Origin of the sequence: Rhodanobacter sp. MP1X3, from assembly GCF_014207165.1 — a bacterium.
In the GTDB taxonomy this organism is placed as follows: Bacteria; Pseudomonadota; Gammaproteobacteria; order Xanthomonadales; family Rhodanobacteraceae; genus Rhodanobacter.
Genome location: NZ_JACHCO010000001.1, coordinates 1,043,484 through 1,067,482, shown reverse-complemented (window position 1 = coordinate 1,067,482; position 23,999 = coordinate 1,043,484). Strand labels below are relative to the sequence as shown.

At 59.7% G+C, this 23,999-nt stretch carries 24 protein-coding genes; 10 read left to right on the top strand and 14 right to left on the bottom strand.

What is annotated here, in order from left to right:
- Positions 1 to 307 precede the first annotated feature (307 nt).
- Together HDE79_RS04435 and HDE79_RS04430 are read left to right on the top strand one after the other, a co-directional pair.
- The gene (locus tag HDE79_RS04435) at positions 308 to 991 is read left to right on the top strand and encodes a pyridoxamine 5'-phosphate oxidase family protein (RefSeq protein WP_184600679.1); all 684 of its coding nucleotides are present in this window, start codon (positions 308 to 310) and stop codon (positions 989 to 991) included.
- Between the two features lies 1 nt (position 992).
- Positions 993 to 1,466: a hypothetical protein gene (locus HDE79_RS04430; RefSeq protein WP_184600678.1), complete on the top strand. Its 474-nt coding sequence runs from the start codon at positions 993 to 995 to the stop codon at positions 1,464 to 1,466.
- Positions 1,467 to 1,557: 91 nt separating this feature from the next.
- Here HDE79_RS04430 and HDE79_RS04425 read toward each other — a convergent pair whose 3' ends face one another.
- The 7 genes from HDE79_RS04425 to HDE79_RS04395 all read right to left on the bottom strand — a co-directional run bounded on the left by HDE79_RS04425 (position 1,558) and on the right by HDE79_RS04395 (position 8,145).
- Positions 1,558 to 2,943, bottom strand: a complete 1,386-nt coding sequence (locus tag HDE79_RS04425; RefSeq protein WP_184600677.1) for a sugar porter family MFS transporter — start codon at positions 2,941 to 2,943, stop codon at positions 1,558 to 1,560.
- Between the two features lie 70 nt (positions 2,944 to 3,013).
- Positions 3,014 to 3,910: an SMP-30/gluconolactonase/LRE family protein gene (locus HDE79_RS04420; protein ID WP_184600676.1), complete on the bottom strand. Its 897-nt coding sequence runs from the start codon at positions 3,908 to 3,910 to the stop codon at positions 3,014 to 3,016.
- Positions 3,907 to 4,698: an SDR family oxidoreductase gene (locus HDE79_RS04415; protein WP_255488236.1), complete on the bottom strand. Its 792-nt coding sequence runs from the start codon at positions 4,696 to 4,698 to the stop codon at positions 3,907 to 3,909. The genes HDE79_RS04420 and HDE79_RS04415 overlap by 4 nt, the downstream gene beginning before the upstream one ends.
- 36 nt (positions 4,699 to 4,734) lie before the next feature.
- Positions 4,735 to 5,883, bottom strand: a complete 1,149-nt coding sequence (dgoD, locus tag HDE79_RS04410) for a galactonate dehydratase (protein ID WP_184600675.1) — start codon at positions 5,881 to 5,883, stop codon at positions 4,735 to 4,737.
- Positions 5,880 to 6,512: a 2-dehydro-3-deoxy-6-phosphogalactonate aldolase gene (locus HDE79_RS04405; protein ID WP_184600674.1), complete on the bottom strand. Its 633-nt coding sequence runs from the start codon at positions 6,510 to 6,512 to the stop codon at positions 5,880 to 5,882. The genes dgoD and HDE79_RS04405 overlap by 4 nt, the downstream gene beginning before the upstream one ends.
- Complete coding sequence (locus tag HDE79_RS04400) at positions 6,509 to 7,438, bottom strand: 2-dehydro-3-deoxygalactonokinase (protein WP_184600673.1); 930 nt, start codon at positions 7,436 to 7,438, stop codon at positions 6,509 to 6,511. The genes HDE79_RS04405 and HDE79_RS04400 overlap by 4 nt, the downstream gene beginning before the upstream one ends.
- Positions 7,435 to 8,145 (bottom strand): FadR/GntR family transcriptional regulator, encoded by a 711-nt coding sequence (locus tag HDE79_RS04395; protein WP_184600672.1) that lies wholly within the window; start codon positions 8,143 to 8,145, stop codon positions 7,435 to 7,437. The genes HDE79_RS04400 and HDE79_RS04395 overlap by 4 nt, the downstream gene beginning before the upstream one ends.
- Before the next feature lie 376 nt (positions 8,146 to 8,521).
- Here HDE79_RS04395 and HDE79_RS04390 point away from each other — a divergent pair, with 376 nt between their 5' ends.
- The 4 genes from HDE79_RS04390 (at position 8,522) to HDE79_RS04375 (ending at position 11,281) form a co-directional block, all read left to right on the top strand.
- The gene (locus HDE79_RS04390) at positions 8,522 to 8,974 is read left to right on the top strand and encodes a MarR family transcriptional regulator (protein ID WP_184600671.1); all 453 of its coding nucleotides are present in this window, start codon (positions 8,522 to 8,524) and stop codon (positions 8,972 to 8,974) included.
- A 134-nt stretch (positions 8,975 to 9,108) separates the two neighbouring features.
- On the top strand, positions 9,109 to 9,669 hold the full coding sequence (locus HDE79_RS04385) for a cysteine hydrolase (RefSeq protein WP_184600670.1): 561 nt from the start codon (positions 9,109 to 9,111) through the stop codon (positions 9,667 to 9,669).
- Between the two features lie 2 nt (positions 9,670 to 9,671).
- Complete coding sequence (locus HDE79_RS04380; protein WP_184600669.1) at positions 9,672 to 10,007, top strand: hypothetical protein; 336 nt, start codon at positions 9,672 to 9,674, stop codon at positions 10,005 to 10,007.
- The gene (locus tag HDE79_RS04375) at positions 10,004 to 11,281 is read left to right on the top strand and encodes an MFS transporter (RefSeq protein WP_184600668.1); all 1,278 of its coding nucleotides are present in this window, start codon (positions 10,004 to 10,006) and stop codon (positions 11,279 to 11,281) included. The genes HDE79_RS04380 and HDE79_RS04375 overlap by 4 nt, the downstream gene beginning before the upstream one ends.
- 114 nt (positions 11,282 to 11,395) lie before the next feature.
- On the opposite strand, the gene HDE79_RS04370 is transcribed toward HDE79_RS04375, so the two are convergent.
- Positions 11,396 to 11,896: a GNAT family N-acetyltransferase gene (locus HDE79_RS04370; RefSeq protein ID WP_184600667.1), complete on the bottom strand. Its 501-nt coding sequence runs from the start codon at positions 11,894 to 11,896 to the stop codon at positions 11,396 to 11,398.
- Between the two features lie 375 nt (positions 11,897 to 12,271).
- Between HDE79_RS04370 and HDE79_RS04365 the strand changes: the two genes are divergently transcribed.
- A complete protein-coding gene (locus HDE79_RS04365) occupies positions 12,272 to 12,919 on the top strand; it encodes a cytochrome b (RefSeq protein WP_221440001.1) in 648 nt (215 codons plus the stop codon).
- A gap of 104 nt (positions 12,920 to 13,023) precedes the next feature.
- The gene (locus HDE79_RS04360; RefSeq protein ID WP_184600666.1) at positions 13,024 to 14,475 is read left to right on the top strand and encodes a glycosyltransferase; all 1,452 of its coding nucleotides are present in this window, start codon (positions 13,024 to 13,026) and stop codon (positions 14,473 to 14,475) included.
- A 58-nt stretch (positions 14,476 to 14,533) separates the two neighbouring features.
- Here HDE79_RS04360 and HDE79_RS04355 read toward each other — a convergent pair whose 3' ends face one another.
- Both HDE79_RS04355 and HDE79_RS04350 read right to left on the bottom strand, forming a co-directional pair.
- Positions 14,534 to 15,727: a hypothetical protein gene (locus tag HDE79_RS04355; protein ID WP_184600665.1), complete on the bottom strand. Its 1,194-nt coding sequence runs from the start codon at positions 15,725 to 15,727 to the stop codon at positions 14,534 to 14,536.
- A gap of 609 nt (positions 15,728 to 16,336) precedes the next feature.
- On the bottom strand, positions 16,337 to 16,786 hold the full coding sequence (locus HDE79_RS04350) for a helix-turn-helix domain-containing protein (protein WP_184600664.1): 450 nt from the start codon (positions 16,784 to 16,786) through the stop codon (positions 16,337 to 16,339).
- A 206-nt stretch (positions 16,787 to 16,992) separates the two neighbouring features.
- On the opposite strand from HDE79_RS04350, the gene HDE79_RS04345 reads away from it, so the two are divergent.
- Positions 16,993 to 17,913 carry an alpha/beta fold hydrolase gene (locus HDE79_RS04345; RefSeq protein ID WP_184600663.1) on the top strand — a complete coding sequence of 307 codons (921 nt, stop codon included), beginning with the start codon at positions 16,993 to 16,995 and terminating at the stop codon, positions 17,911 to 17,913.
- A gap of 184 nt (positions 17,914 to 18,097) precedes the next feature.
- Here HDE79_RS04345 and HDE79_RS04340 read toward each other — a convergent pair whose 3' ends face one another.
- Complete coding sequence (locus HDE79_RS04340) at positions 18,098 to 18,988, bottom strand: LysR family transcriptional regulator (protein WP_184600662.1); 891 nt, start codon at positions 18,986 to 18,988, stop codon at positions 18,098 to 18,100.
- A gap of 96 nt (positions 18,989 to 19,084) precedes the next feature.
- On the opposite strand from HDE79_RS04340, the gene HDE79_RS04335 reads away from it, so the two are divergent.
- A complete protein-coding gene (locus tag HDE79_RS04335; protein WP_184600661.1) occupies positions 19,085 to 19,687 on the top strand; it encodes a short chain dehydrogenase in 603 nt (200 codons plus the stop codon).
- Positions 19,688 to 19,738: 51 nt separating this feature from the next.
- Here HDE79_RS04335 and HDE79_RS04330 read toward each other — a convergent pair whose 3' ends face one another.
- The 3 genes from HDE79_RS04330 to kdpC form a co-directional block, all read right to left on the bottom strand.
- The gene (locus tag HDE79_RS04330; RefSeq protein ID WP_184600660.1) at positions 19,739 to 20,434 is read right to left on the bottom strand and encodes a response regulator; all 696 of its coding nucleotides are present in this window, start codon (positions 20,432 to 20,434) and stop codon (positions 19,739 to 19,741) included.
- A 77-nt stretch (positions 20,435 to 20,511) separates the two neighbouring features.
- Complete coding sequence (locus HDE79_RS04325) at positions 20,512 to 23,193, bottom strand: sensor histidine kinase KdpD (RefSeq protein WP_184600659.1); 2,682 nt, start codon at positions 23,191 to 23,193, stop codon at positions 20,512 to 20,514.
- A gap of 219 nt (positions 23,194 to 23,412) precedes the next feature.
- Entirely contained in the window at positions 23,413 to 23,994 is a 582-nt protein-coding gene (gene kdpC / locus HDE79_RS04320; RefSeq protein ID WP_221440000.1) for a potassium-transporting ATPase subunit KdpC, read from the bottom strand.
- Positions 23,995 to 23,999: the final 5 nt, after the last annotated feature.

The window sequence follows — 23,999 nt, the reverse complement described above, 5'->3', positions numbered from 1 at the left end:
CTGAAGGAGAGCCTGCACGCTGGCTGGAAGAGAGAAATAGCTCGATGCCGGCAACCGGGTTTGAGCGCGCACACCAATCACCTGACCGGGTATTCACGGACTACGCGGGCGAATCTACGGAAAACTCGTCATGTCTTTTTCGAACCGAGCAGACATTGCATTCAGCTACGGAAGGATCAGGAAAGGGGGCGCTGTCTGAATAAGACTCGTCAACCGAACACCCATGTTTCCGATAGAAGCGAAAGTAGCCGTGGATGCCTGACGGCGCGCTCGGCCAGCTACGCGTCATCAATAGAAAAGGCAGTCCATGTCCAAACCAGCATCGGATAGCGATATCAGTTTTCCAAAGACTGATCGAAGCAGAATCAGGCGCGAACCACATCGTGGAAGCTACCTGCGTTCGGACGTGTATGCCGTCGTGGACGCTGCTCCGTTGTGTCACATTGGCTACGTGATTGACGGCGCGCCATTCGTGACGCCAACCATGCATTGGAGGAAAGGCAACCGAATCTATTGGCATGGCTCGGTTGGGAGTCGATTCCTGAGGCAAGTCGATGGCACACGGACCTGCATGACTTGCAGCCTGGTTGATGGCTATGTGTTGGCACGCTCAGCCTTCAATCACGCGGTCAACTACCGATCGGCCATGCTATTTGGCACGGCGCGCGTGGTGGAGAGCATCGAAGAACGGGCGGAAACACTCAGAGATTTCATGGACGGCCTTTTCCCCGGGCGCTGGGATACTTTGCGACCGGTGACAGAAAAGGAGTTGAGAGCAACTTCCGTGCTGTGGATGGACATCGATGAGGCAACGGTAAAAGCCCGTACTGGCCCTCCATCAGACGCCGACGAATCGCATGTTCCCGTCTGGGCGGGCGTCATACCTGTACGCACTACTCTGGCCGAAAGTCAGAGTGCACCCGAGGTGCCTGATTCAATCAGGCTGCCCGAACCGCTGGCTGCGTTAATTGCTTCCGGGCGTCTTCGGTAGCATGGCAACGCAGAAACCCTTTCTCCAAGCAGGCTTCCTCAATCATCTGGAGCTTCTCGGCGCATCCGCTCCCTTGATCGCGGGCGTACCGTTGCCCCCGCCCCTTGCCCGCATTCTGTTGGCTTCGGATGGGACCGGGGCACTGACGAAAGCCGCGGATGACCTTATCCACCTGCTCAGAGCCCGAAAGGCCATGCTGCAGGCCTCGTTCGATACCGAACTGGCGGCCGACGAGCTGCGTCGTTACCAGAAGTTTGCCAAGCCTGGGCAACCGTCCCCTCATACGATCCACCTTCGGCAGAAGCAGGCCGCCGCCCGACAAGCGTCCAGTCTGTCGAAGCAATCCTTAGTCAAGGCTGCCGCCTCGTTCGTGCGGAATGCCGGTATCGAGGTCCCACAACGCGTGGCGCTCGAAGTGTTCATCACCGATTGGATCGATAGCAACGTGCCGAAGGCATTCGTTTTAGCAACATGACAAGGCCGGCCATGCATGCGCATTACAACCATAAAAACGCCGGCTCGAGGCCGGCGTTCTTCATTCCACCCGTTGCTTTACTGACGGATCTTTATTGACCAATCTCGCGCAGTGGCTTGCCGGCCATCAGCTTGGTTTCGATCTGTTCCAGCGTCACACCCTTTGTCTCTGGGACGAGCCAGAAAGTGAGACCGATGAAGATCACGTTAAGCCCGGCATAGAGCCAGAACGTATTGGCGTTGCCGATGCCGTTGAGCAGGCTGAGGAAGGTCAGGCCTACGATGTAGTTACCCACCCAGTTGGTGAAGGTGGACGCGCCGATACCGAAATCGCGGCCCTTGAGTGGCTGCACTTCCGAGCACAGCGTCCAGATCAGCGGGCCGGCCGACATCGCGAAGCCGACGATGAAGAGCAGCAGCATGCCGACGGTGAAGTACTGCTCGCCCTTGGTGTTGATACCCAGATGCATCATGGTGCCAACGATACCCAAGCCCAGCGCCATCACCACGAAACCGGTATAGAGGATCGGCTTGCGGCCCAGGCGATCGACCAGACCGATGGCTATAAAGGTGGCCAGCACGTTGGTCAGACCGACAATGGCGGTAAACCACAGCTGCGCATGGGTGTCATAACCCATGGTCTGGAAAATTTTCGGCGCGTAATACATCACGACGTTTATGCCGGTGAACTGCTGGATCAGCTGCAGCAGCACGCCTAGACCCACCGAACGGCGGAAGTTGGAATTCTCCTTGAACAGGTGCCAGCCCAGCTGCGGCTGCTTCAGCTGTTCCTCGATATCGGCGATTTCGTGATTGACGACGCCATCGTCGCCGCGCAAACGCTTGAGCACTTTGATGGCGTCAGGCTTGCGGCCGCGCATCATCAGCCAGCGCGGGCTATCGGGCAGAAAGAACACGCCGAACATAAACAGCACGCCCGGGATCGCGATGATGCCGAGCATCCAGCGCCAGCTGCCGGTGCTGCTGAAGGCCAGGTCGGAGATAAACGCTACCAGGATACCGATGGTGATCATTAGCTGATAAAGCGAGATCATCGAGCCACGAATATGTTCAGGCGCCACTTCAGCAAGGTATAGAGGTGCAGTAAATGTCGCGATGCCAATGGCCAAACCCAGCACGATGCGTGACCCGATCAACGTGATCGGCGACCAAGAGAAAGCGCACAGCAACGAACCGAGAATGAATATGATTGCGCCTATGATGAGTGATTTCTTACGCCCCAGCGCAGAAGACATCCAACCAGCGAGTAGAGCGCCAATAGCCGCTCCGAGGGTCATTGCGCTGACGATCAATTCAATGGCGTGATTGTTGATATTGAAATCTTTCTGGATGAATTGGGTGGCACCGGAAATCACGCCGATATCGAGGCCGAACATCAAGCCCGCGAGTGCGGCCAGAATGCAGGTAAAGATGACCGCCGTACGCGCAACGGCTTGCGGTGACGCTGAAGTATTCATGGGTTGGTTCCTGCGGAGGAAAGCAGATGGAGACGCAAAACCTGATGGTCGTGCGACATATCATCGGCCGTCATGCGTCACGAATCGGTGTACTGGCAAAGCGCGACTCGCGCAGGCCGGTGATGCCGATGTCGCAGGCGAAGAGAAAGCCGGCCTGCGGATCGCCGGCGAGTTGTTCAGCTGTCAGGTCTTCGCTGGCGCTGGTGACAAAGAGCATGTCGAGCGAGGCGCCGCCGAACGCCGGCTTGGTCGTCTGCCCTGCCGGCAAGGCGACGATGCGGTCCTCGGTGCCATCGGCCAGGTAGCGCACCACGCGGCCCATTCCCCACTGTGCGTTCCACAGTGCACCTTCGGCATCAACGGTCGAGCCGTCGGGCACGCCTGTCATGTTATTGAGGTCGACGAACAGACGCGGCTCGCCGAGCGTGTCGCCGTAATCGCAGCAGAATATTTTCCGCGTCGGTGAATCGCAGAAGTACATGCGATCTCCGGATGGGCTGAAGGCGATGCTGTTGCTGATGGCGACATCTGGCAGTGGCAGGCGCTCCAAAGTCAGATCATGGTTGAGCCGATAAAAGCCGCCGACCGCTTGCTTCGCACCCTGCTTCGGCTCATGCAAGGTACCGAAGACGAAGCGCCCTTGGCGATCGCAAACGCCGTCGTTGCTGCGCGTCGGCAGATCCTTTTCCACCGAATGCAGCTCGATCAGCTCCAAGGTTTCGGGATGAAAGAATGCCAGCCGCGATGCCAGCGCCAGCAACAGCCAACCATCAGCATCGCATAGCGCAAACGAGGCGAGGCGCTCGGGCATCTCCCAATGCAGGACACGACCATCATCCGGATGCAGACGCCACAGCTTGCGACCGCCAATATCGGTCCACCACACAGCCTGCAGGCGATCGTCCCACAGCACGCCTTCACCCAGCTCGTGCGACACCGCGTGTGCAATGGAGGTCGACGTGTTCATACCCAGCCACCGTCGACGATGAAATCCTGACCGGTGCACATGCGGCTGTCGTCGGCCGCGAGAAAAAGCGCAGCGCGCGCCAGATCTGAAGGTTCCAGGTGCCCAGGCAAACACTGCATGCGCTTGATCGAGGCTTCGCCCTCCGCATCGAGCCAAAGCTTTCGCTGCTTCTCCGTGATCACCCAGCCGGGCACCAGGCAGTTGATACGGATGTGCTGCGCGCCGAGTTCGCGCGCCATGCCGTTGACGAAGCCGCGCACGCCGGCCTTGGCCATCGCATACAGCGGGAAAGCGGCATTTTTTCTGATCCAGCTGATGGAACCCATGCAGATGATCGAGCCACCGCCGAGTTGCTTCATGTCCGGAATCACCGCTTTCGTGACAAACACCTGATGGCGCAGATTGACGGCGATATTGCGCTCGAAGAATGCCTCATCCACTTCATCGAGCGCATGCCGCAGATCATTCGCCGCGTTATTGATGAGCACAGAGAACGGACCTACCGCCGTGCGCAAGGTATCGATGCTCTGCGCCAGCTCATCGAGGTGGGTGATATCGCAGCGATCAAACACGGGCTTGTGCGCCACGTCAGCCAGTGACTCAATCAGTGCAGTCGCCGACTTGTCGTCGACATCGATAAAGCCAACGCGCGCGCCCTGCCGTGCAAAATGCTCGACAAACGAAGCACCGATGCCACTGGCGCCACCGGTGATGAGTACCCCGCGATCGGCAAGACTCGGATAGCTGGCAAAACGTGCCGTCATGATGCGGCTCTGATCATGGTTCATCTCCGATCCTAAAAAGGATTTGCACTGCAAGCATGATCACCACTCCGCGACGCTGCCGTCGGCTTGGCGCCAGATCGGGTTGCGCCAGCGATGACCGACCTCGGCACGCTCGATCACATAAGCCTCGTTGACCTCGATGCCGAGGCCAGGGCCACCGGGAATCGTCACGTAGCCGTTCTCGTACGCGAACACGCTGCGATCGGCGACGTAGTCGAGCAGGTCGTTGGCGGCGTTGTAGTGAATGCCCAGGCTCTGCTCCTGGATGAAGGCGTTGTGGCAGACCGCGTCGAGCTGCAGGTTCGCGGCCAGCGCGATCGGGCCCAGGGGGCAATGCAGCGCCAGCGCCACGTCATAGGCTTCGGCCATTGCGGCAATCTTGCGGGTTTCGGTGATGCCGCCGGCGTGCGAGGGATCGGGTTGGATGATGTCGACGCCACCACGCTCCAGCACGCGCTTGAAATCCCAGCGCGAATACAGTCGTTCACCCAACGCAATCGGTGCCGGCGAGATGGCGGCCAGCTCGGGGATGCATTCGAGGTATTCAGACAGCACCGGCTCCTCGATGAACATCAGCTTGTACGTCGCCAGTTCGCGCATCAGCACCTTTGCCATCGGTTTGTGCACGCGGCCGTGGAAATCCACGCCAAGGCCGATATTCGGGCCGACCGCATCGCGCACCGCCTGGACGTTGGCCAGCATCTTGTCGACCTTGTCGTGCGAGTCGATGTACTGCATTTCCTCGGTGCCATTCATCTTGACCGCGGTGAAGCCGCGCCCCACCGCATCGCTGGCCGCACGCGCGGTGTCGGCCGGACGGTCGCCACCAATCCACGAATACACGCGAATGCGATCGCGTACCGGACCACCAAGCAGCGTATGCACCGGCACACCAAGATGCTTACCCTTGATGTCCCACAACGCCTGGTCGATACCAGCAATGGCACTCATCAGGATCGGGCCGCCGCGATAAAAGCCGCCGCGATACATCACGCTCCACAGATCCTCGATGCGGCCAGGGTCCTCGCCGATCAGGTAATCCGACAACTCCTCGACAGCCGCGGCGACGGTCTGTGCACGACCCTCAACGACCGGTTCGCCCCAACCGACGATGCCGCTATCGGTTTCGATTTTCAGGAACAGCCAGCGCGGCGGTACCAGATAGGTTTTCAGACTGGTGATTTTCACCCGGCATGCTCCTTCGCCACAGTCCAGGCTTGAGCGAACTTCCGCGCGCGCTCGCCGGTTTCTGCTGCACTACGGCCGGGCGCATAAAGCGCCGAGCCGATACCAAAGCCGCGCACGCCGGCCGCAACGTACGGCCCCATGTTCTCCGGCGTGATGCCGCCAACCGGTAGCAATGCCAGTTCTTTCGGCAAGACGGCGCGCCACGCCTTCACCACGGCAGGACTGATGTGTTCGGCAGCAAAGATCTTCAGCGCGTCGGCGCCGGCATGGATGGCCGCAAACGCTTCCGTTGGCGTGGCGATACCGGGAATGCAGAACAGGCCGTGACGCTTGGCTTCGGCAATAACCTCGACATCGCCATGCGGCATGACGATTAGCTGACCACCCGCCGCCACGACTTTGCCAACCTGCGCTGTGGTCAGCACGGTGCCTGCGCCGACCAAAGCGCGATGGCCGAACGCTTCGGCCATCAAGCCAATGCTGCGCATTGGATCAGGCGAATTGAGCGGCACCTCGAGTATGCGAAAACCCGCGTCGAGCACGGCGTTGCCGATGTCGACGGCTTCATCAGGCGTAAGCCCTCGCAGTATGGCCACCAGCGGCAGCGGTTCGAGCCAGGTATCGATCATGAGGAAACTCCGGAAGCAGAAATCGGTGTGGTTACATCAAGCAGGCGGGCCGCGCGCGCCAGCCACCACAGGCCAGCGGCGGCGGTGTCGTCGACGGCGGGGGCCAACCCGATGGAAAACTCGGCGGCAGCCAAGCGATAGCGATTGCACAATGCCGCATCGCCGATCAGCCATAGCGGCTGGTCGCTACGCATGCGCTGGTCAGCCTGCATGGAACGGAACTCTTCGCCGATCAGCAAGCCGGAGAGATAGTCGGGAATCGAGGCGGGCTTCAAGGCACCATCGAGCATGCGCGCGCGCGTGGCGAAAAGGCGGCTGAATGCGCCCGCCGCTCCGCTATCGCGCGCTTGTCGCACGCCATCGAGGAACGCATCACCATCACCCGCCGTAACACTGGCATCGACACCGACGCCAAGAATCGAATGCTCGCGCAGCAGCGCAAAGAGCTCGCCGGTCATCAGTGTGCAGAAGTCGACCACCGAGCCTTGGCGCAACGACACCCATTTGCTGTGCGTGCCGGGCAGTAGCACGGTCGCATCCGCCGCGGCTTCGTGAAGCGCCATCAGACCGACGATCTGGGTTTCCTCACCGCGCATGACATCAGGACCACGCGCATTGCGCAGGCCTGGCACGATGGTCAGGCCATCGCGGGTATCCAACGCAGCAGCCAGTTGGTCAGCACCCGCGGGCAAATCGAGATAGGCCACTTCTCGCCAGCCGCTGCGGCTGCCGATCATGCCGGAAGCGATGCGTGCCAGCGAAGGCCAACCCTGTGTCACCGCATCGAGTGCAGCCGTAAAGCCGCCCGCGGGAAGCTGGCGAATACCCCAGGGCTGGCGACGTGTTTCCAGGATCACACCATCCTCGCCCATCCGCATGGCGCGGAGGCTCGATGTGCCCCAATCCAGTGCGATCAGGCCGCTCATGCCACTGCTCCGCCGCTTTGACGAAGATGGCGCCGTGAATCGTCGACCAGTCGCTGCATGGCCGTTCGGGCCTGCGTGGCACCGCGCTTGCGGATGGCGTCGTATACGTTGAAATGCTGCGGCAGCGAATACTTGAAATCAACCGAGGCGCGCGCAGACAGCTGAAAAAAACTGTGCAAGGCCGTTGCCACGACGTTGAATAGTGAGCTCATCAGCTCATTATTCGCCGCGTTCAGTACGGCACTGTGAAATTCCACGTCGGCCTTGGCCCACGCGTCGCGATCGGAGGCATCGGCCATCGCCTGATAAGCCGTGCCGATGGCCTCAAGCTGGTCGCGGTCGCGTTTTTTTGCGGCGGCGGCCGCGGCCGCCGGTTCGATGATCTCGCGCATCTCGATCAGTTCGGCGACAAATGCCTTGGTCGGCATGGTGGCGAATCGCCACTCAAGCACCTTGGCATCCAGTTGATGCCAGAACCGGCGTTCGCGCACGCGCGCGCCGGTTTTCTGCCGGCTCTCGATCAGGCCCTTGGCACCAAGAACCTTCATTGCCTCACGTAGCGCGGAGCGGCTGACCGCCAGTTGCTCGGCCAGTTGCTCTTCGCTGGGAAGTAGATCACCAGGCACCAACGAACCGCCCACGATCATCTTCCCAAGTTGGTCGACGACCTGCCGGTGGATATTGAGTTGCGGCTCGTTTGCGGCCATGACAATAGGCTTTTCTATTTGTAGGACAAATAGATTTGTAACACAGACATATCATCGATTCATAGGCACAGATGCAGCATCCATCGTCGAAAAGCCATCGGTTCACGCATGAATTTCCGAATTGCTTGCGCCAGCCAGCGCCCATAGATCGACGTGTCGGCACCCTGCCGTAGTGCGATGCAAATGCCTCATGGCGCCCTTATTGCGGCCAGCCAAGCTCAGGCTAACCTCGTGCAAGGCAGTCGCCAGCGCCACCAGGATTCTTCGTCTTTGCAGGCAGACGCCGCTGCGCAGCTTGACAGTCGTGTACCGGAAGACGATCATTCAATTACTAAGTTTACCTTAGTAGTTTTACTTACTAAATGATGGACATTGCATGAACGATCAACACAGCGATCCCGATAGCGCCCGCGCGCTGGCGATAGCCGGAGAACTGCGCGTGCTGATCGGCCAGCTCATTCGTCGACTGCGCGAACAAGCCCATTCGAGCGATCTCACCGCATCGCAAAAGTCGGTATTGCTTCATCTGGAGCGCGACGGCTCGGCGACGGTAACAGCGCTGGCCAAGGCCGATGGCGTGCGCCCGCAATCCATGGGTGCCACGGTATCCGCCCTACAGGCAGCCGGACATATAAGCAGCGCGCCGCATCCGACCGACGGGCGACAAACCCTTCTATCACTCACCGCTGCTTGTCGAAAAGAGATCAAGGCCGGTCGCGCTGCGCGGGAAGATTGGCTGTTCCGCGCCATCAGCACCAAGTTCTCAACGAGGGAACAGGAAAAGCTTCGCGCTGCGGTCGAGCTACTCAAACGCTTCGTCGATTCGTAGGCCCATGCCTCTGTGAGTTGGGCTGAGCACAGCGATGCCCAACATCGGCCTCACGAAACGTTGGGTATCGCTGTGCTCAACCCAACCTACGTCGCCCATTTGTCATGCATGCAAGATCACCAACGGAGAAGCCCATGGCGCTCACCACGCTGGACAAGAACACCGCATTGATTGTCATCGATCTTCAGAAAGGCATCGTCGGCCTGCCCGCGGCGCACCCGATCGACGACATCATCAAACACTCCTGCGCCCTGCTTGCGGCATTCCGCCACCGTGGCCTGCCGGTGGTGCTCGTCAACGTGACGGGTGTTTCACCGGGCCGCGTGGAGCAGTCGCGCCATCGCGGTGAGTTCCCCCCGGGTTGGGCCGACCTCATTCCCGAACTCGATCAGCAACCGCAGGATCATCTGGTGACCAAGCAGACCCGCGGCGCATTCACCGGTACCGACCTGGATGAATACCTGAAGAAGCAAGGCGTCACGCAGGTGGTGATCGTCGGCGTTGCCACTAGTTCCGGCGTCGAGTCGACCGCGCGTCATGCGTATGAGAACGGCTTCAACGTCACGCTGGTTAGCGATGCGATGACCGATCGTAGCCTCGACGAGCACACCCACAGCATCACCCGTATTTTCCCGAGGATCGCCGAAACCGGCTCCACGCAGGATGTCATCGATCTGCTGGCAAGGAGCGCCTGATCATGGCATGGACTCACTACCTGGCATGGTTTTTTGGCGGTGCCTTTCTGAGCAATGCCGTCCCGCATTTTGTCAGCGGCATGATGGGCAGGCCCTTTCAGAGCCCGTTCGCCAAGCCCCCCGGCGAAGGACTCTCATCATCGACAGTCAACGTGCTGTGGGGATTTCTGAATCTGATCTTCAGCTATTTGCTTCTCTTGCGCGTCGGTGACTTTGACTTGCGGGCCACAGATCACGCAGCGGCTTTGGGGCTGGGCATGATTCTGATGGGCGTACTGATGGCGCGCCGCTTCGGGCGCTTCCATGGCGGCAATCTGCCCAGGGCAAATGACGAGTGACAACAGGTACCTTCCGCTCGCTGCGCACCCCCAATTACCGGCTTTGGGCCAGCGGTGCGATTGTGTCCAACGTGGGCACGTGGATGCAGCGAACGGCACAGGACTGGATCGTCCTCACTCAGCTAACCCACCACAACGCGACCGCCGTCGGCATCGTGATGGGGCTGCAATTCGGCCCACAGCTGCTGATGCTTCCATTGAGCGGCTTTGCAGCCGACCATCTCGACCGACGCAAGCTGCTGCTGACGACACAGGCGACGATGGGCTTGCTTGCACTCGGCCTGGGCATTCTGACCATCACGGGTCTGGTGCAGTTATGGCATGTATACGTGTTCGCTTTCTTGCTCGGTTGCGCGGCCGCGTTCGATGCACCGGCGCGGCAGACCTTTGTCTCCGAGCTGGTGGGCGAAGCGGATTTGTCGAACGCGGTCGGGCTGAACTCCACTTCGTTCAACGCGGCACGGATGATCGGCCCCGCCGTCGCCGGCGTGCTGATCGCTGGTGTCGGTACAGGATGGGTGTTTCTGATCAACGCTGTCTCTTACGCCGCGGTAATTGTTTCGCTGTGCCTGCTTCGCGTGGATCAGCTTCATCGCAGCGCAAGGGCCGTGCGTACGCGCGGGAGTCTGGTCGAGGGGTTCCGCTACGTCTGGCATCGATCCGATCTGAAATCCGTGCTGTTCATGCTGTTGTTTGTCGGCACATTCGGTCTCAACTTTCCGATCTATATTTCCACCATGTCGGTCACGGCGTTTCACGCGGGCGCCAGCGAATACGGTTTGCTGACGTCGATCATGGCGATCGGCTCAGTCGCTGGCGCGCTGCTCGCCGCCCAGCGCGCCAAAGCGCATGTCGCGCTGGTTTTTGTCGCTTCGGCCGTTTTCGGCCTGGGCCTGGCCGTCGCTGCGGTCATGCCAACCTATTGGCTGTTCGGCGGCGCCCTCGTAATCATTGGCGTATCCGCACAAACATTCACCACCACCGTGATCAGCACCGTGCAACTGTCTACCGATCCCGCGATGCGTGGCCGCGTCATGGCGATCGTGATGGCGATCGCACTCGGTGGCACACCGATCGGTGCGCCAATCGTCGGCTGGGTGGCAGACACCTTCGGCCCCCGCTGGGCGCTTGCCGTCGGCGCCGCCGCTGGCCTGGTGGCGGCCATTATCGGACTTCGTTACCTCACCAAATACCGACAATTGCGCGTACGGATGGATGGCAGACGCATTCGCTTCAGCATCGACAACGGCGAAGCGTTGAGCGAGTCACTGTAGAAGAAACGCGGAAGGTCTTTGCTCCATCACAGTGGATTGCCTTTGGTCGAAAGACTGTCCACCAAAATTTGGGCCGGACTGGCTCAGTCGGCGAAAGCAGACACTGATGTCGCTCTATCCAACGTAAGAGAAAACGGCGAAATCAAACCCGTTGAACTGAAACTCGGCGACCTCGCGCATTCCCATCCGAGCATGCGCACGGAGCGACGCCGCGTTGTCGCGTCGTATAAAGAGAATACCCTCTCGCCCAGGCTCCAGACGCCGCAACTCCGTAAACATTGCCTGGGCCACCCCCTTGCCACGCTCCGCTACTTCGACGCAAATTGGACCGTAGACATAGGCGTCGGCAGCACCTTGGTACGCAGCAAACATCGCCTGGACAATCGGGAGATCCGCATTCATTTCCCGCGTAGTCGTCATAAGGAAACCAGTAATGCGGCCGTCGCTGTGCGCAACGATAAGCGGCATCGCATTCATCATTGCCGCAATGCGTTCACGCGACAAACGGGCAGACAGCGTGCCGCCACGCGCCATCTGATTGACCTCTTGCAGTTCGAGAATGCCATCCAGATCAACTTCGGTCGCGTTGCCAATATCCGTTGGAATCTCCGCCATGACATTTCGCTCCAGTGCCTATGAAAATCGAATGAAGTTGCCGCCATGTCGACACGCGGCGTGAACGAGTTAGTCCCGAACACGGGGCACTTCATTCAGCTTGATCGCCCACAAGCAGTCATTGATGCCGTTGATCAGGTGATCGCGATTTCGCGAGATCGAGTGCCTTGCGGTCGCTTGCGAGTACCCACGATGTCAACCTGCTCAAGATAGCAACGTTTGGACTTACAAGTCGTAACATGCGAGTCAGCCCGAGACGTTTAATGTTGGTGCGTCACGACGTCACCCCCCATTTTGCACTGACCGCCTCCCAATATCCGGACAGCCAATCCCACGCTGATCTGATCAGCCATTGCCCTCTCACAGCAGATCGTCGTGAAAACCTCGCCACCTATTCAAACTTCTCCCCGCGCGCGGCATGTGCTGCCTCCTTCGGCAACCACGGTCGCCGATGATGTGTTGAAATACACGCGTGTCGCGATGCTGTTGCACTGGGCGATTGCGCTGTTGATCCTTGCCAATATCGCCCTGGGGCTGAGTGCTGCGCTGCTGCCAACGTCGGTGCTTTCGGATACTGATGCGCGCTTTGTCATCGATACACACAAGTCCATCGGCATCACCGTTCTGGGGCTCGCCATCGCGCGCGTCTTGTGGCGATTCACGCATCGGCCGCCGCCGCTACCGGCTGTGTTTCCCGGCTGGGAGAAAACGGCCGCGCATGCGGCACACCTCGCTCTCTACGCGCTGATTTTCGCGCTGCCGCTGACCGGTTGGATGCATGATTCGGCGTGGAGTGCTGCCGCGACGCATCCGATGCATCTGTTCGGGCTGGTGCCGTGGCCGCGCCTCGGCTTTCTGATGCATCTCGATCCGGCGCTAAAGGACCAACTGCATACCCAGTTGGGCACGCTGCATACATGGTGTGGCTATGCGCTTTACCTGGTGCTGGCTTTGCACATCGCCGGTGCGCTCAAGCATCAGTGGATCGATCGCCACCCGGTGCTGAGACGAATGTTGCCGTAACCGCGGCACGGCGGCCGACGTATATGTCATGACGCAACAGCGATATTCGATGTCGACGTGACCGGTTTGCATCGAATGCTGCTATCGATTCTTGAAGGATGTTGATGGACACGCCCTTTTCTATTCTTGATCGCGCGCGGGCGCTTGCCTCGCCGCGTATCTCGCCCGTGCGCACACCGGCCATCAGCGTGCTGATACACGGAGGTGTGATGGCGCTGTGGTTGGTGTTGTTCGCGCGGGCATTCTTTCTGCATGGCGTCGCCGCGTGGTCTACCGGCATTGCTTATGTAATCTATGACACCCTGCTGCTGATCTTCGTCGCGTGGAAATCTTTGTCGCTGATGAAGCCGTTGCCGCATGTTGCAGCCAGCCGCCCACCGCCGACGCTCGGCGTGATCGTCGCCGCGCATAACGAAGCGGCTGTACTGCCGATCACGCTCAATGCACTCCTCACTCAGACCATGCCGCCAGCGCAAATTGTCATCGCCGACGATGGTTCGACCGATGGCACGGCGGCGTTGCTCGCGAGCCGCTACGGCCTGATCGATCTTGGCGAAGGCAAGCTTAGTGAACCGAGCCTCTCCGACCCCGTACTGCGCTGGTTGCGCCTGCCGCATGGCGGCAAGGCGCGCGCCCTGAATGCAGCGATGCTCGTAATGACGACCGAGACAGTGATGACGGTTGATGCGGACACGCTGCTCGAGCCGGAAGCCTGTGCCGCGATGTCCCATGCGTTCGCTGTGTTGCCACAGATGGTTGTCGCGGCCGGGTTGTTGTCGCCGGTCTGCAGCCAGACGCTAAGTGGCCGTTTCTTCCAGTGGTTCCAGACCTATGAGTACATACGAAATTTCGTTTCCCGCTACGCCTGGATGCGCGCACATAGCCTGCTGCTGATCTCCGGTGCTTTCGCCTGCTTCCGGCGCGACGCCGTGTTGACGGTGGGCGGCTTCGATCCGGAATGTCTGGTCGAGGATTACGAGCTGATTCACCGGCTCCGCCGCTATTCGTTCGATCGGGACTTGGGCTGGGATGTACGTGTGATCGGCAGCGCAAAGGCCCGCACCGATGCACCGAGTACGCTGGGCAGCTTTCTGCGGCAGCGGCGGCGCTGGTTCGCCGGGTTCCTGCAGACGCAGTACTGGTATCGCAGCATGATCGGCAACCGGCGCTACGGCACGCTCGGCACGCTGATGCTGCCGGTCAAGGCATTCGATACCGTGCAGCCGCTCTACGGACTGGCTGCGTTCGGCCTGCTGCTCGCCTTCCTGTTTGGCGGTCGGTTCGCGATTGTGCTGCCCGTGCTGATGATCATCCTCGCTAAGATCGCCATCGATCTGGCGTTTCAATCCTGGTCGCTGCATCTATACCGGCGTTGGAGTGGCGACCACACCAGTTCGAGCTTTGGCATGGCACTACTCGCGTCGATAGTCGAGCCGTTCTCATTTCAGCTGATGCGTCATGGCGGCGCGACGCTCGGCTGGTTGTACTTTCTGCTCCGACGTAACGAATGGGGCGCACAACATCGGGAAGGCCTGAATTCAGCGAGCAAACTCTGAGCTGCAGGACATCGCGATGCCGCCGAAGTATCGGCAGTCCATGTAATTTGAGCGTTCGTCAGAAATAGTCTTTCGCTTTGACTTGCCGAATGCCGCCGCTTTCCATGGTGAACACGATCGTGGTCTCCTTGGTGGCAAACCGCAGATTCGTAAGCTCGGCCTGAGTCCAGGCCGGCCCTGCCTTTTGATCGATCATGGCAATCCGTTCGCCTGTCTTAAAACCGGCTGTCTGCGCCGGGCTGCCTGGAGAAACGAAATCCACAACAAAAGTGCTGCCTTGTTTGCTCAGGTACAGGCCTAACCGATCCTTGGCGAACGGCACGCTTTCGGTATCAGTGTTGGGCACCGCATAAAGGCGATCGTGGGGATAGTCGACGATCAATCGAAACCGGGCGAGCAACTCCAGGCCAATATTGCCCGAGACGAGAGGGGAGTCGCTCCCACGCACCGTGTTGGATGGGAACACGCTCGGCACCTGATTGAAACTTACGCCGGCAAACTGGACACGACTCAAAGTCGCGACGGGTTCTTGCGGACGCTGACCGTTGAGGCCACCACCAAGCCTTATGGAGGTAGGTCTGTTCTGCAGCAGTTTGTGCGTTTCATAGTAAGGCTGATACACCGTGATGGGGGCCGGGTCGCCCAGGAACCATTCAAACGGTACGGGTGCCGCGCCCTCGACCGAGATAGGGACCGTTCGTGCATCCAAGTACCGGATGAGTGGAATTTCCACTGCACCGCTTGGCAGTTTGATCGCGCCATGAGGATCTTGAAAAGCCACCCGGTGATGCGCGAAATCAATGTCGACCACCACTTGATTGAACAAGTCGTCACTCAGGATAAACGGAGCAAACAAAGGGTCGGTGCGTTTGGCGCCCAGGTCTGCGGTCGATGTCTTGACACGCCGCAGAGTGAGGTCACCCAGCTGAACCTGCACGTTAACATCACCAAATGTTTTGGTCGCGGTGGGCGGTTGAAATCCAATGGAAGCCGCAAAATCCTTGTCGATGTAAGAAGTTTCATCGCCGTCAATGAGCTTGACCCATACACTCTGGCCGTTAACCTTCGCCGGAACCAAAATGCTTCTGCCATCTGCGAAGTTGAAGTCGATCCATCCCGTCGACGACACACCACCCTTAAAGCTTGCTGCATGAGCCGGCACAGATCGAATCAATGTCGGTTTATCACTGACCGGCGTGGAAACCGCACTGCTGGTTAGCAACAACCCGACAAGACAGATGAGAAGGCTCATAAGTTGGAAGTGCTTACGATCTGCAGGGCAGTCCAGGGGCTTCATCACAGTGACCTATTCAAGGGGGACACCTATCGCTCCCCAAAGCGTACTGCCCAAAGCCCATCTGAGTATGTGAAGGTTGTCATTGCCGACAATGGGTAGCCGCCAGGAATCGCTTCTTGCCGCAAACGATCGTTGCAGCGGGGGCGACTCGACGGCATGCTTGTAGCGACCGCACCCAAGGCAACCATCCTCTAGTAGCCCGCTCTAGTAACTGATCGACTTGTGCCATACATTCTTGCCTAACAACGATCCAAATCCCAAAGGAACTGCCATGAGCGCAACGGGCGCTGTGAACTCTGACTTCAATAACGCGGCGACTTCTGAGACCGTCAATTCACCGACAGGCATGCATCGCCCCGGACACAGCGAATTAGACACGGAAGAGACGGCTTGCCTGGACGAAGTGCTGCACGAGGCCGCGTTACGTGACTCTATGCTGCGTCCGCCTCGCTAGACGGTGCGCAACTGACAGAGGAGACCGCTCTCCTTGGGCAGTTCCGCAATCCTTGAGGATGCCAAGGACGACCGGGCCATATCATCTCAGCCCAGCAGCACAGGTGAAATTTACTTGAACATCGGCCGCGGAACGGTATCGTCCGGCTTCAGTACACGTCCGTTTTGTGCGCGCAGCTCTAGCCTGCGCACAGGCAGCCCATGTTTCTTATCAACCAAAAGCACATGAGCCTCGTCAGGTTCGAAGAAGAAATCTTCGCCCCATTGGCGTAGCGCGACTAGTAGCGGGAAAAGGCCACGCCCTTTCTCAGTCAGCACGTACTCGTGATGAGCGCTTCCATCGGAGGCTGGCACGACATCCAGGATGCCATGCGCAACGAGATTGCGAAGACGAGCTGAAAGAATGTTCTTCGCCAGCCCGAGATTCTTCTGGAATTCGCCGAACCGTCGCAGTCCATCAAAAGCATCACGCACGATCAGCAGCGACCACCAGTCGCCGATCGCATCAAGCGGCCGGGCGATGGGACAGCTGGCACTGCTGTGACTGGTTCTCTTGACCATGACGATGATCCAACCCCGAGTTGATGATGAATGAAGACTCGTCAGTCACGACGAACTGGCTGGAGTCGGTACGGTATGCATCCGTACCTATGGTTGCATCATAAAACCTTGCGTGCCACAAAACGCATGGTTTCAATATGCAACCATGCGGCGAAGATATCGACTGCCGCTTAATCCATAGCCCAGTCGCAAGGAACTCCTCTCGCATGAAACAGCAGGACGAAACGTTTGATGGCAGCTTTCCCTTTCTACCGCACTTCAATGATGCAGCCGGCTTTCGCATGCATTATGTCGACGAAGGGCCGCGCGACGCGGACGTGGTGCTCTGCCTGCACGGTGAACCAACCTGGAGCTATCTGTTTCGACACCTGATTCCGATGCTGAGCCCGACTCATCGCGTCGTAGTACCCGACCATATGGGGTTTGGCAAGAGCGCTACACCACAAGACCGCAGCTACTGGCTGCATGATCACATCGACAACCTCGAGCGCTTCGTGCTGGCGCTGGATCTGCGCAATATCACGCTCGTCATGCACGATTTTGGTGGGCCCGTGGGCATGGGCCTCGCCGCAAGACACCCTGATCGCATCAGCCGGCTGATCTCGGCCAACGGTCCCATGCCATTTGGTCAGCCCGATCTCGTCGCACGGCTCACGGCGAACGCGGAAGTCTCGCCTTGGTTCCAATGGATAGTGAAAGCGCAGTCGGAGGAGCGGCTGGAAGCGGTGTTAGGCGAGCTGGGGTTCAACATCCTGAGCACGCTGAAGCTAAATGGTTTTGAGAATCACGCACTGATTACCGATACCTGGCTGCGCGCCTATGGGGCGCGTTTCGCCACCCCTGCCGATTGCCTTGGTGCAATCGGTTGGGCCAAGGGCTTCGTTATTGGCGCGCATCGTTTCGAGGTACCCGATGCCGCCGCTACACGAACGATCGCGTCCAAACCAGCGATCGCCATCTGGGGTATGGCCGATCCCACGCTGCATGCCGAACAGTTCCTGCCGCTGTTCAGCGAGATATTTCCGACCGCCCCGACCCACCAACTGACGGGCGTTGGCCATTACTGCCTGGAAGATGCGCCCGACGTTGTCGGCGCGCTCATCGCACAGTTCATACGGGATACCTGAAGCCACAGCTGCTGAAATCCGGAAACACCGCTCAAAGGTAGGCGCGAAAGAAAGCCCGCACAGTGGTGCTGTCTAGAAGACTCGCCCTAAACCGAAGGTCTGCCTCAGTCGAAAGCGGACGTACCGTTGGGCAGCGTCTGGGCGACTCAAATGCGACCCAACAAATAGATCGATGCCGTCCCTTCTATGCTTGACCCGCACCCAGTTCATGGAGCAAGAAATCGACCATGCTCGCCAATTTATGGCGTGGCCTTGGGTCGGGGAGATAGATCAGATTAACCGGGCGTGATGTCGGCAAGAACGACTGCAGAATAGGCACAAGTCGCCCGGAATCAACATCCGATTTCAGCAGCACTTCCGGCTGGAGTATCACACCTGCGCCTTCCACCGCTGCGGCGCGCAAAGCGTGGCCATCATTGCAGGCCAGACGCGAGTCGGCTGGCCATGCGTACTCTCGCCCGTCGCCCAGCTGCCAGACGTTGCGTCCTCTCCAGACTAGGTGGCCGAGACAGTCATGGTGAACAAGATCCGCGGGCGTTTCAGGCGTGCCTCTCTTTGCAAGATAACTTGGGGCCGCACAAATGTTCATTCGATAGGGAGCAATCGGACGCGCAACGAACTCCGAATCCTCCAGCGAACCAATACGGATCGCTATGTCGAATCCTTCAGCAACAAGATCAACCCGCACATTGCTCAACACGAGCTCCACTTGCACTAGCGGATACCTTTCGAGATAAGCGGAGAGAATTGGCGCGATCGAGCAGGTGCCCAAGGTCATTGGTGCGCTGATCCGCAGCATTCCCTTTGGCGCTACCTGCATGCTTTCGATGGAGCGCTCTGCGCTCTGCACCTGATTCAGTACCGCTTGAGCGCTTTCGTAAAAGGCCGCACCCGCCTCCGTCAAGCTTTGTTGGCGTGTCGTTCGATGTAGCAGTCGAGTTCCCAGGAACTCTTCCATCTGCCGAATATGCTTACCGACCATCACGGACGATACGTCGAGCTTCTCGGCGGCCGCACGAAAATTGCCGCCCTCAACGACAGCCACGAATGCCTCCATACAACGCAGTTTGTCCATATTAATAACTATTGGTTAGTTGTGGTCGAACAAATGTAACGTTTTACAAACCAATGGGTTATACAACAATTCCACCTCCCAAACAGGAGCGGAAATATGAAAGTCGTGGTGATAGGAGGTTCCGGAATTATTGGAACGGCGGTGACACGTGAGCTGAGCGCTCGCCATGAAGTCATCATCGGAGGTAAGCGAAGCACGGGCTTGAAGCTGGATATCACCGACTCAACCAGTGTCAGCGAATTTTTCAAGAACCTGGGCCGAGTCGATGCCATTGTCACCACGACGGGCAACCTGCATTTCGGCCCGATCGAGGAGACGACCGCGGAGCAATTCAATATTGGCTTGCAGGATAAATTGCTCGGCCAGATTCGCGTGGCGCTGATTGGCCAGCACTATCTAAGCGACGGTGGTTCCATCACCCTCACCAGTGGCATCGTAGCTGACGAGCCAATCCGGCACGGCACCAATGCCACCACAGTAAACGCCGCCGTAGAGGGTTTTGTCCGGTCAGCAGCCATCGATCTACCGCGCGGGATTCGTATCAACGCGATCAGCCCGACCTACGTGAATGAGTCCGCAGGCGTCTACGGCCCCTTCTTTCCAGGATACGAGAGCGTGCCTGCAGCAAAAGTAGCACTCGCATATCGCCGAAGCATTGACGGACCACAGACTGGTCGCGTCTATCACGTCTGGCATTGACTGTTTGCTAATAAGCACTTGGACTGTCCGCTTTGGAAACAGACAGTCCACTCAGCCCACGCCAAGAAACCGATAACCCACGCCGGGCTCGGTTTTCAGCCAGCGCGGTGTGGTTGCATCGTCGCCGAGTTTTTGGCGGAGTTTGCCGAGCACGATGCGCAGGTAGTGGGTGTCCTGCACGTGAGTGGGGCCCCAGAGTTCACGTAGCACCTGTTGCTGGGTGACGACACGGCCGGCGTGGTGCAGCAGCATGGCGAGCACGGCGTATTCCTTGCGGGTGAGCGACAGCAGGGTGCCTTCGAGATGCACTTCGCGCCTGGCCAGATCGATGACCAGATGACCATCGTCGTAGCGCTGCTGGGTCGCCGGCTCACCGGGGCGGCTGCGCAGTAGCACGCGCAATCGGGCCATCAGCTCCTGGATACCGAAGGGCTTGGTGACGTAGTCGTTGGCGCCACCATCGAGAGCACGCACTTTTTCGCTTTCGGCATCGCGCACGGTCAGCATCATCACCGGCACCTGTGTCCACTGGCGCAGCTCGGCCAGCACGTCATGGCCTTCGCGATCGGGCAGGCCGATGTCGAGAATGACCAGATCGGGCGATTGCGTCACTGCGAGCGCCAGGCCGTCTGCCGCGTTGGCGGCCAGAAACACTTCATAGCCTTCCGCGCGCAGGCCAATGTCGAGGAAACGCCGAATCTGCGCCTCGTCGTCGATCACCAGAATGCGTGGGGAAGCCGAGGTCATGAAGGTTTCATCGTGTTGAAGGTCAGGATGGTGCAGCCCGAAACCGGCATCATGCATCACTCATTACGGTCACATGATCACGGATCAGAGCCGGGTGGCGCTGGCAAGGGCAGGCTGATGCGGATGGTGGTACCGATGCCGTCGCCTGGCAAGGCCTCCACGCTGCCGCCGTGCGCGCCGATCATGCCACGACAGATGGCCAGGCCGAGGCCGGTGCCTTGCGGCGCGCGATCCCCGCGCGAGACGGAATAGAACATGTCGAAGATTTGCGCGCGCTCGGCTTCGGGAATGCCGGGGCCGCGATCGCTGACATCGATCAACAGACGTTCTTCCTTGCTTTGTACGGTAACGCGCACGGCCTCGTCGGCCGGCGAGAAGCGCGCGGCGTTTTCCAGAATGTTGAATAGCGCTTGCTCGATCAGCGCCGGATGCACGTAGAGGAGAATCGGCTCTTGTGGCGCCACCGTCTCCACGCGAAGATCGGGAAATAATTTACGTAGTCGCGTGACAGCCGCCGCGATGATCTCGCTGCTATCGGTCCAGTCGCGGCTGAGCTTGAGCGTACCGTGGCCGAGCCGGGTCATGTCGAGCAGGTTCTGGATATAGCGATCCAGCCGCTGGCCTTCGCCTAGAATCGACTCGAGCAGCTCGCGGCGCTCCTCCGGCGGCAGCTTGGCCTCATAGCTGATCAGCGTGCCTGCGGCGCCAATCATCGAAGCAAGCGGCGAACGCAGATCGTGCGAAACGGAAGACAGCAACGCGTTGCGCAGGCGCTCGGTTTCGCCCTGCACACGCGCGCCCTCCAGTTCGTCGGACAAACGCGCGCGCTCCAGCGCCTGACCGATATCCTGCGCCATCGCCAGCGCCAAGCTGCGCCGGTCGGCATCGGGCTCGCCCTCTGCCGGATCAAAACGCAATCCAATGGCGCCCAGCGGACGGGTATCGCTGCCCAGCGGCAGGATCCAGCACGGCGCAGCGTTCAAGGTGTCAGTGAAGCGGCCTGCCTGCTCTCCGTGGCGATCGCTCCAGTCGGCGGCGGCCAAGTCCTGCGCAGTAAATACGCGATCAGTCGGCTCACTGGCGACCACCTGAAGCACCTGATCGGCGTCACGTGCCAACATCGACGCGTCGCAGTGCAACGCGCGCGCTAGCGCCCTGCTGCCGGCAGTACGAATGCCGTCAGCGTCGGTGCTGGTACTCAGCTGCTGACCCAGCGTCAGCAGCGCACGGGTCTGCGCGTGTGATGCCCGTAGCGATTCCACCTGACTAGCGAGCCGCGTGGCCAGTCGGCTACAGACAAGGGCCGCGACCAGGAACAGCGTAACTGCTAGCACGTCGTCGAAATTGGCAATTTCCAGCGTGTAACGCGGCGGTGCAAAGAAAAAGTTGTAGCCGATAAAACATAAAATGGCCGTATAGACGGCTACGGTCATGCGCGTTCGAACGGCCACTACCAGCACGGCAGTGAGGAAGATCAACGACAGATTGGCGACGGAAAGATAACGGTCGGCAATGAAGGCCAGCCCGAAAGCCACCAACGTGGCCAGCGTGGCGTAGACGTATTCGCTGCGGCTGCCGCGATCACGTGGCAACCGCAGCCGTCGGCGCGCCTTGGCCCGCTCGGCCGGCGTGGCGATGATGGTCAACTCCATGTGGGCGCCACGACGCAGCAGCATCTGTGTCAGCGAGCGACCCAGCATGCGCGCGATCAACCGCTCGCGCGTGCGTCCCAGGATGATCTGGCCAACGCCTTCGCGATCGGCGTGCGCCAGCAATTCGTCGGCAATCGAGTGGCCGCGCAGAATGATGGTTTCGCCGCCGAGCCGGCGTGCCAGCCGCATGGCCGCATCGCGCTGCTCACGACGCACGGGATCGAGCCGAGCGCCAGTATCGACGTACGCAACGCTCCACGGCGCACCGCGACGCTCGGCAATGCGCCGTGCCACGCGCACCAGGTAATCGCTTTGCGCGTGACCATCGATCGCGGCCAGCACGCGCCGGCGTACCGTCATGGCGCTGCCGCGCGCCAACATATGTTCGCGCAGATCGCTGTCGACGTGATCGGCGATGGTGCCTACCGCCAGCTCGCGCAACGCGGCCAGATTGGTCGGCGAAAAGAACGCATTGAGCGCCGCGGCCGCGGTTTCCGGCACGTAGACCTTGCCCTGCTTCAACCGTGCGATCAGCTCGCGCGGCGGCAGATCGATCAGCACGATGTCGCGCGCGTGATCGAGAAACGCATCAGGCACGGTCTCGCGCACGGTGATGCCGGTGATGCGTTGCACCTGGTCATTGAGGCTTTCCAGATGCTGCACGTTGAGCGCGGTGTAGACCTCGATGCCGGCATCGAGCAATTCGGCGATATCCTGCCAGCGCCGCTCATGGCGGCCGCCCGGCAGATTGCGATGGGCCAACTCATCGACCAAGAGCACGGTTGGCTTGCGCGCGAGCGCAGCATCGAGATCGAATTCGTTGAATTCGCGATCGCCGCCGTTGAACGACTCGTAGCGTACCGGCCGACGCGGCAGCACTTCCATGCCTTCCAACAGCGCAGCGGTTTCAGCGCGGCCGTGCGTTTCAACCAGGCCGACCACGACGTCAACACCTTGCCGCTTCAACTCGCGCGCGGCGGAAAGCATCGCGTAAGTTTTACCCACGCCCGGTGCGGCACCGAGAAAAATCTTCAGCCGGCGGTTGTGCTCTTCATGCGCGGTGTTGAGCAGCGCATCGGCACGGGCTTCACGGGAAGATTCGGTCATGCGGCGCAACTCCGGTCAAGGGCGTCCCGTAAAACATCGAGGTGTCCGCACAGCCAGGCGGTGGTCTGCGCTATCAAGCATGCCAGTGCGTGCGTCATAAAACGAAGGCTATAGAACTCGTGACCACAACACAAAACGGCAGAGCGGAAGCCGAGAATCAGGCTTCCGCTCTGCAACCTCCCCAAGTGCTTGTCACACTAATCCCATCGCCCAATAGCATCAGCTTCCGTGTTGCGGCGCATCCAGTGCCAAGTTGAGCTTGAGCACGTTGACGCGAGGTTCGCCGAGGATGCCCAGCGTGCGGCCACTGGTGTATTCACTGACCAGAGCCTGCACCTGCGACGCACTCAGCTTGCGTGCCTGCGCCACGCGCTCCACCTGATATTGCGCCGCCGCAGGCGAGATTTCCGGATCCAGGCCACTGGCCGAAGCCGTAACCAGATCGACCGGCACCGGCGCATTGTTCGTAGGATCGACCACATGCAGCGCATCGATACGCTGCTTGACCGCATCGACCAGCGCCGGATTGGTCGGACCTGTATTGGAACCGGATGACGACGCCGCATTGTTCGGATTCGGCGTCGTGGCCGACGGACGACCCCAGAAGTACCTAGCGTCGGTGAACGACTGACCGATCAGCGTGGAACCGATCGGCTTGCCGTCCTTGACGATCAGACTGCCGTTGGCCTGCCCAGGAAAAATCACCTGAGCCAGCCCGGTAGCGAGCAGTGGATACGCGACACCGGTGATGACCGTCATCAACAGCAGCATCATGATGGATTGACGCAGTAATTTGCCCATGATGT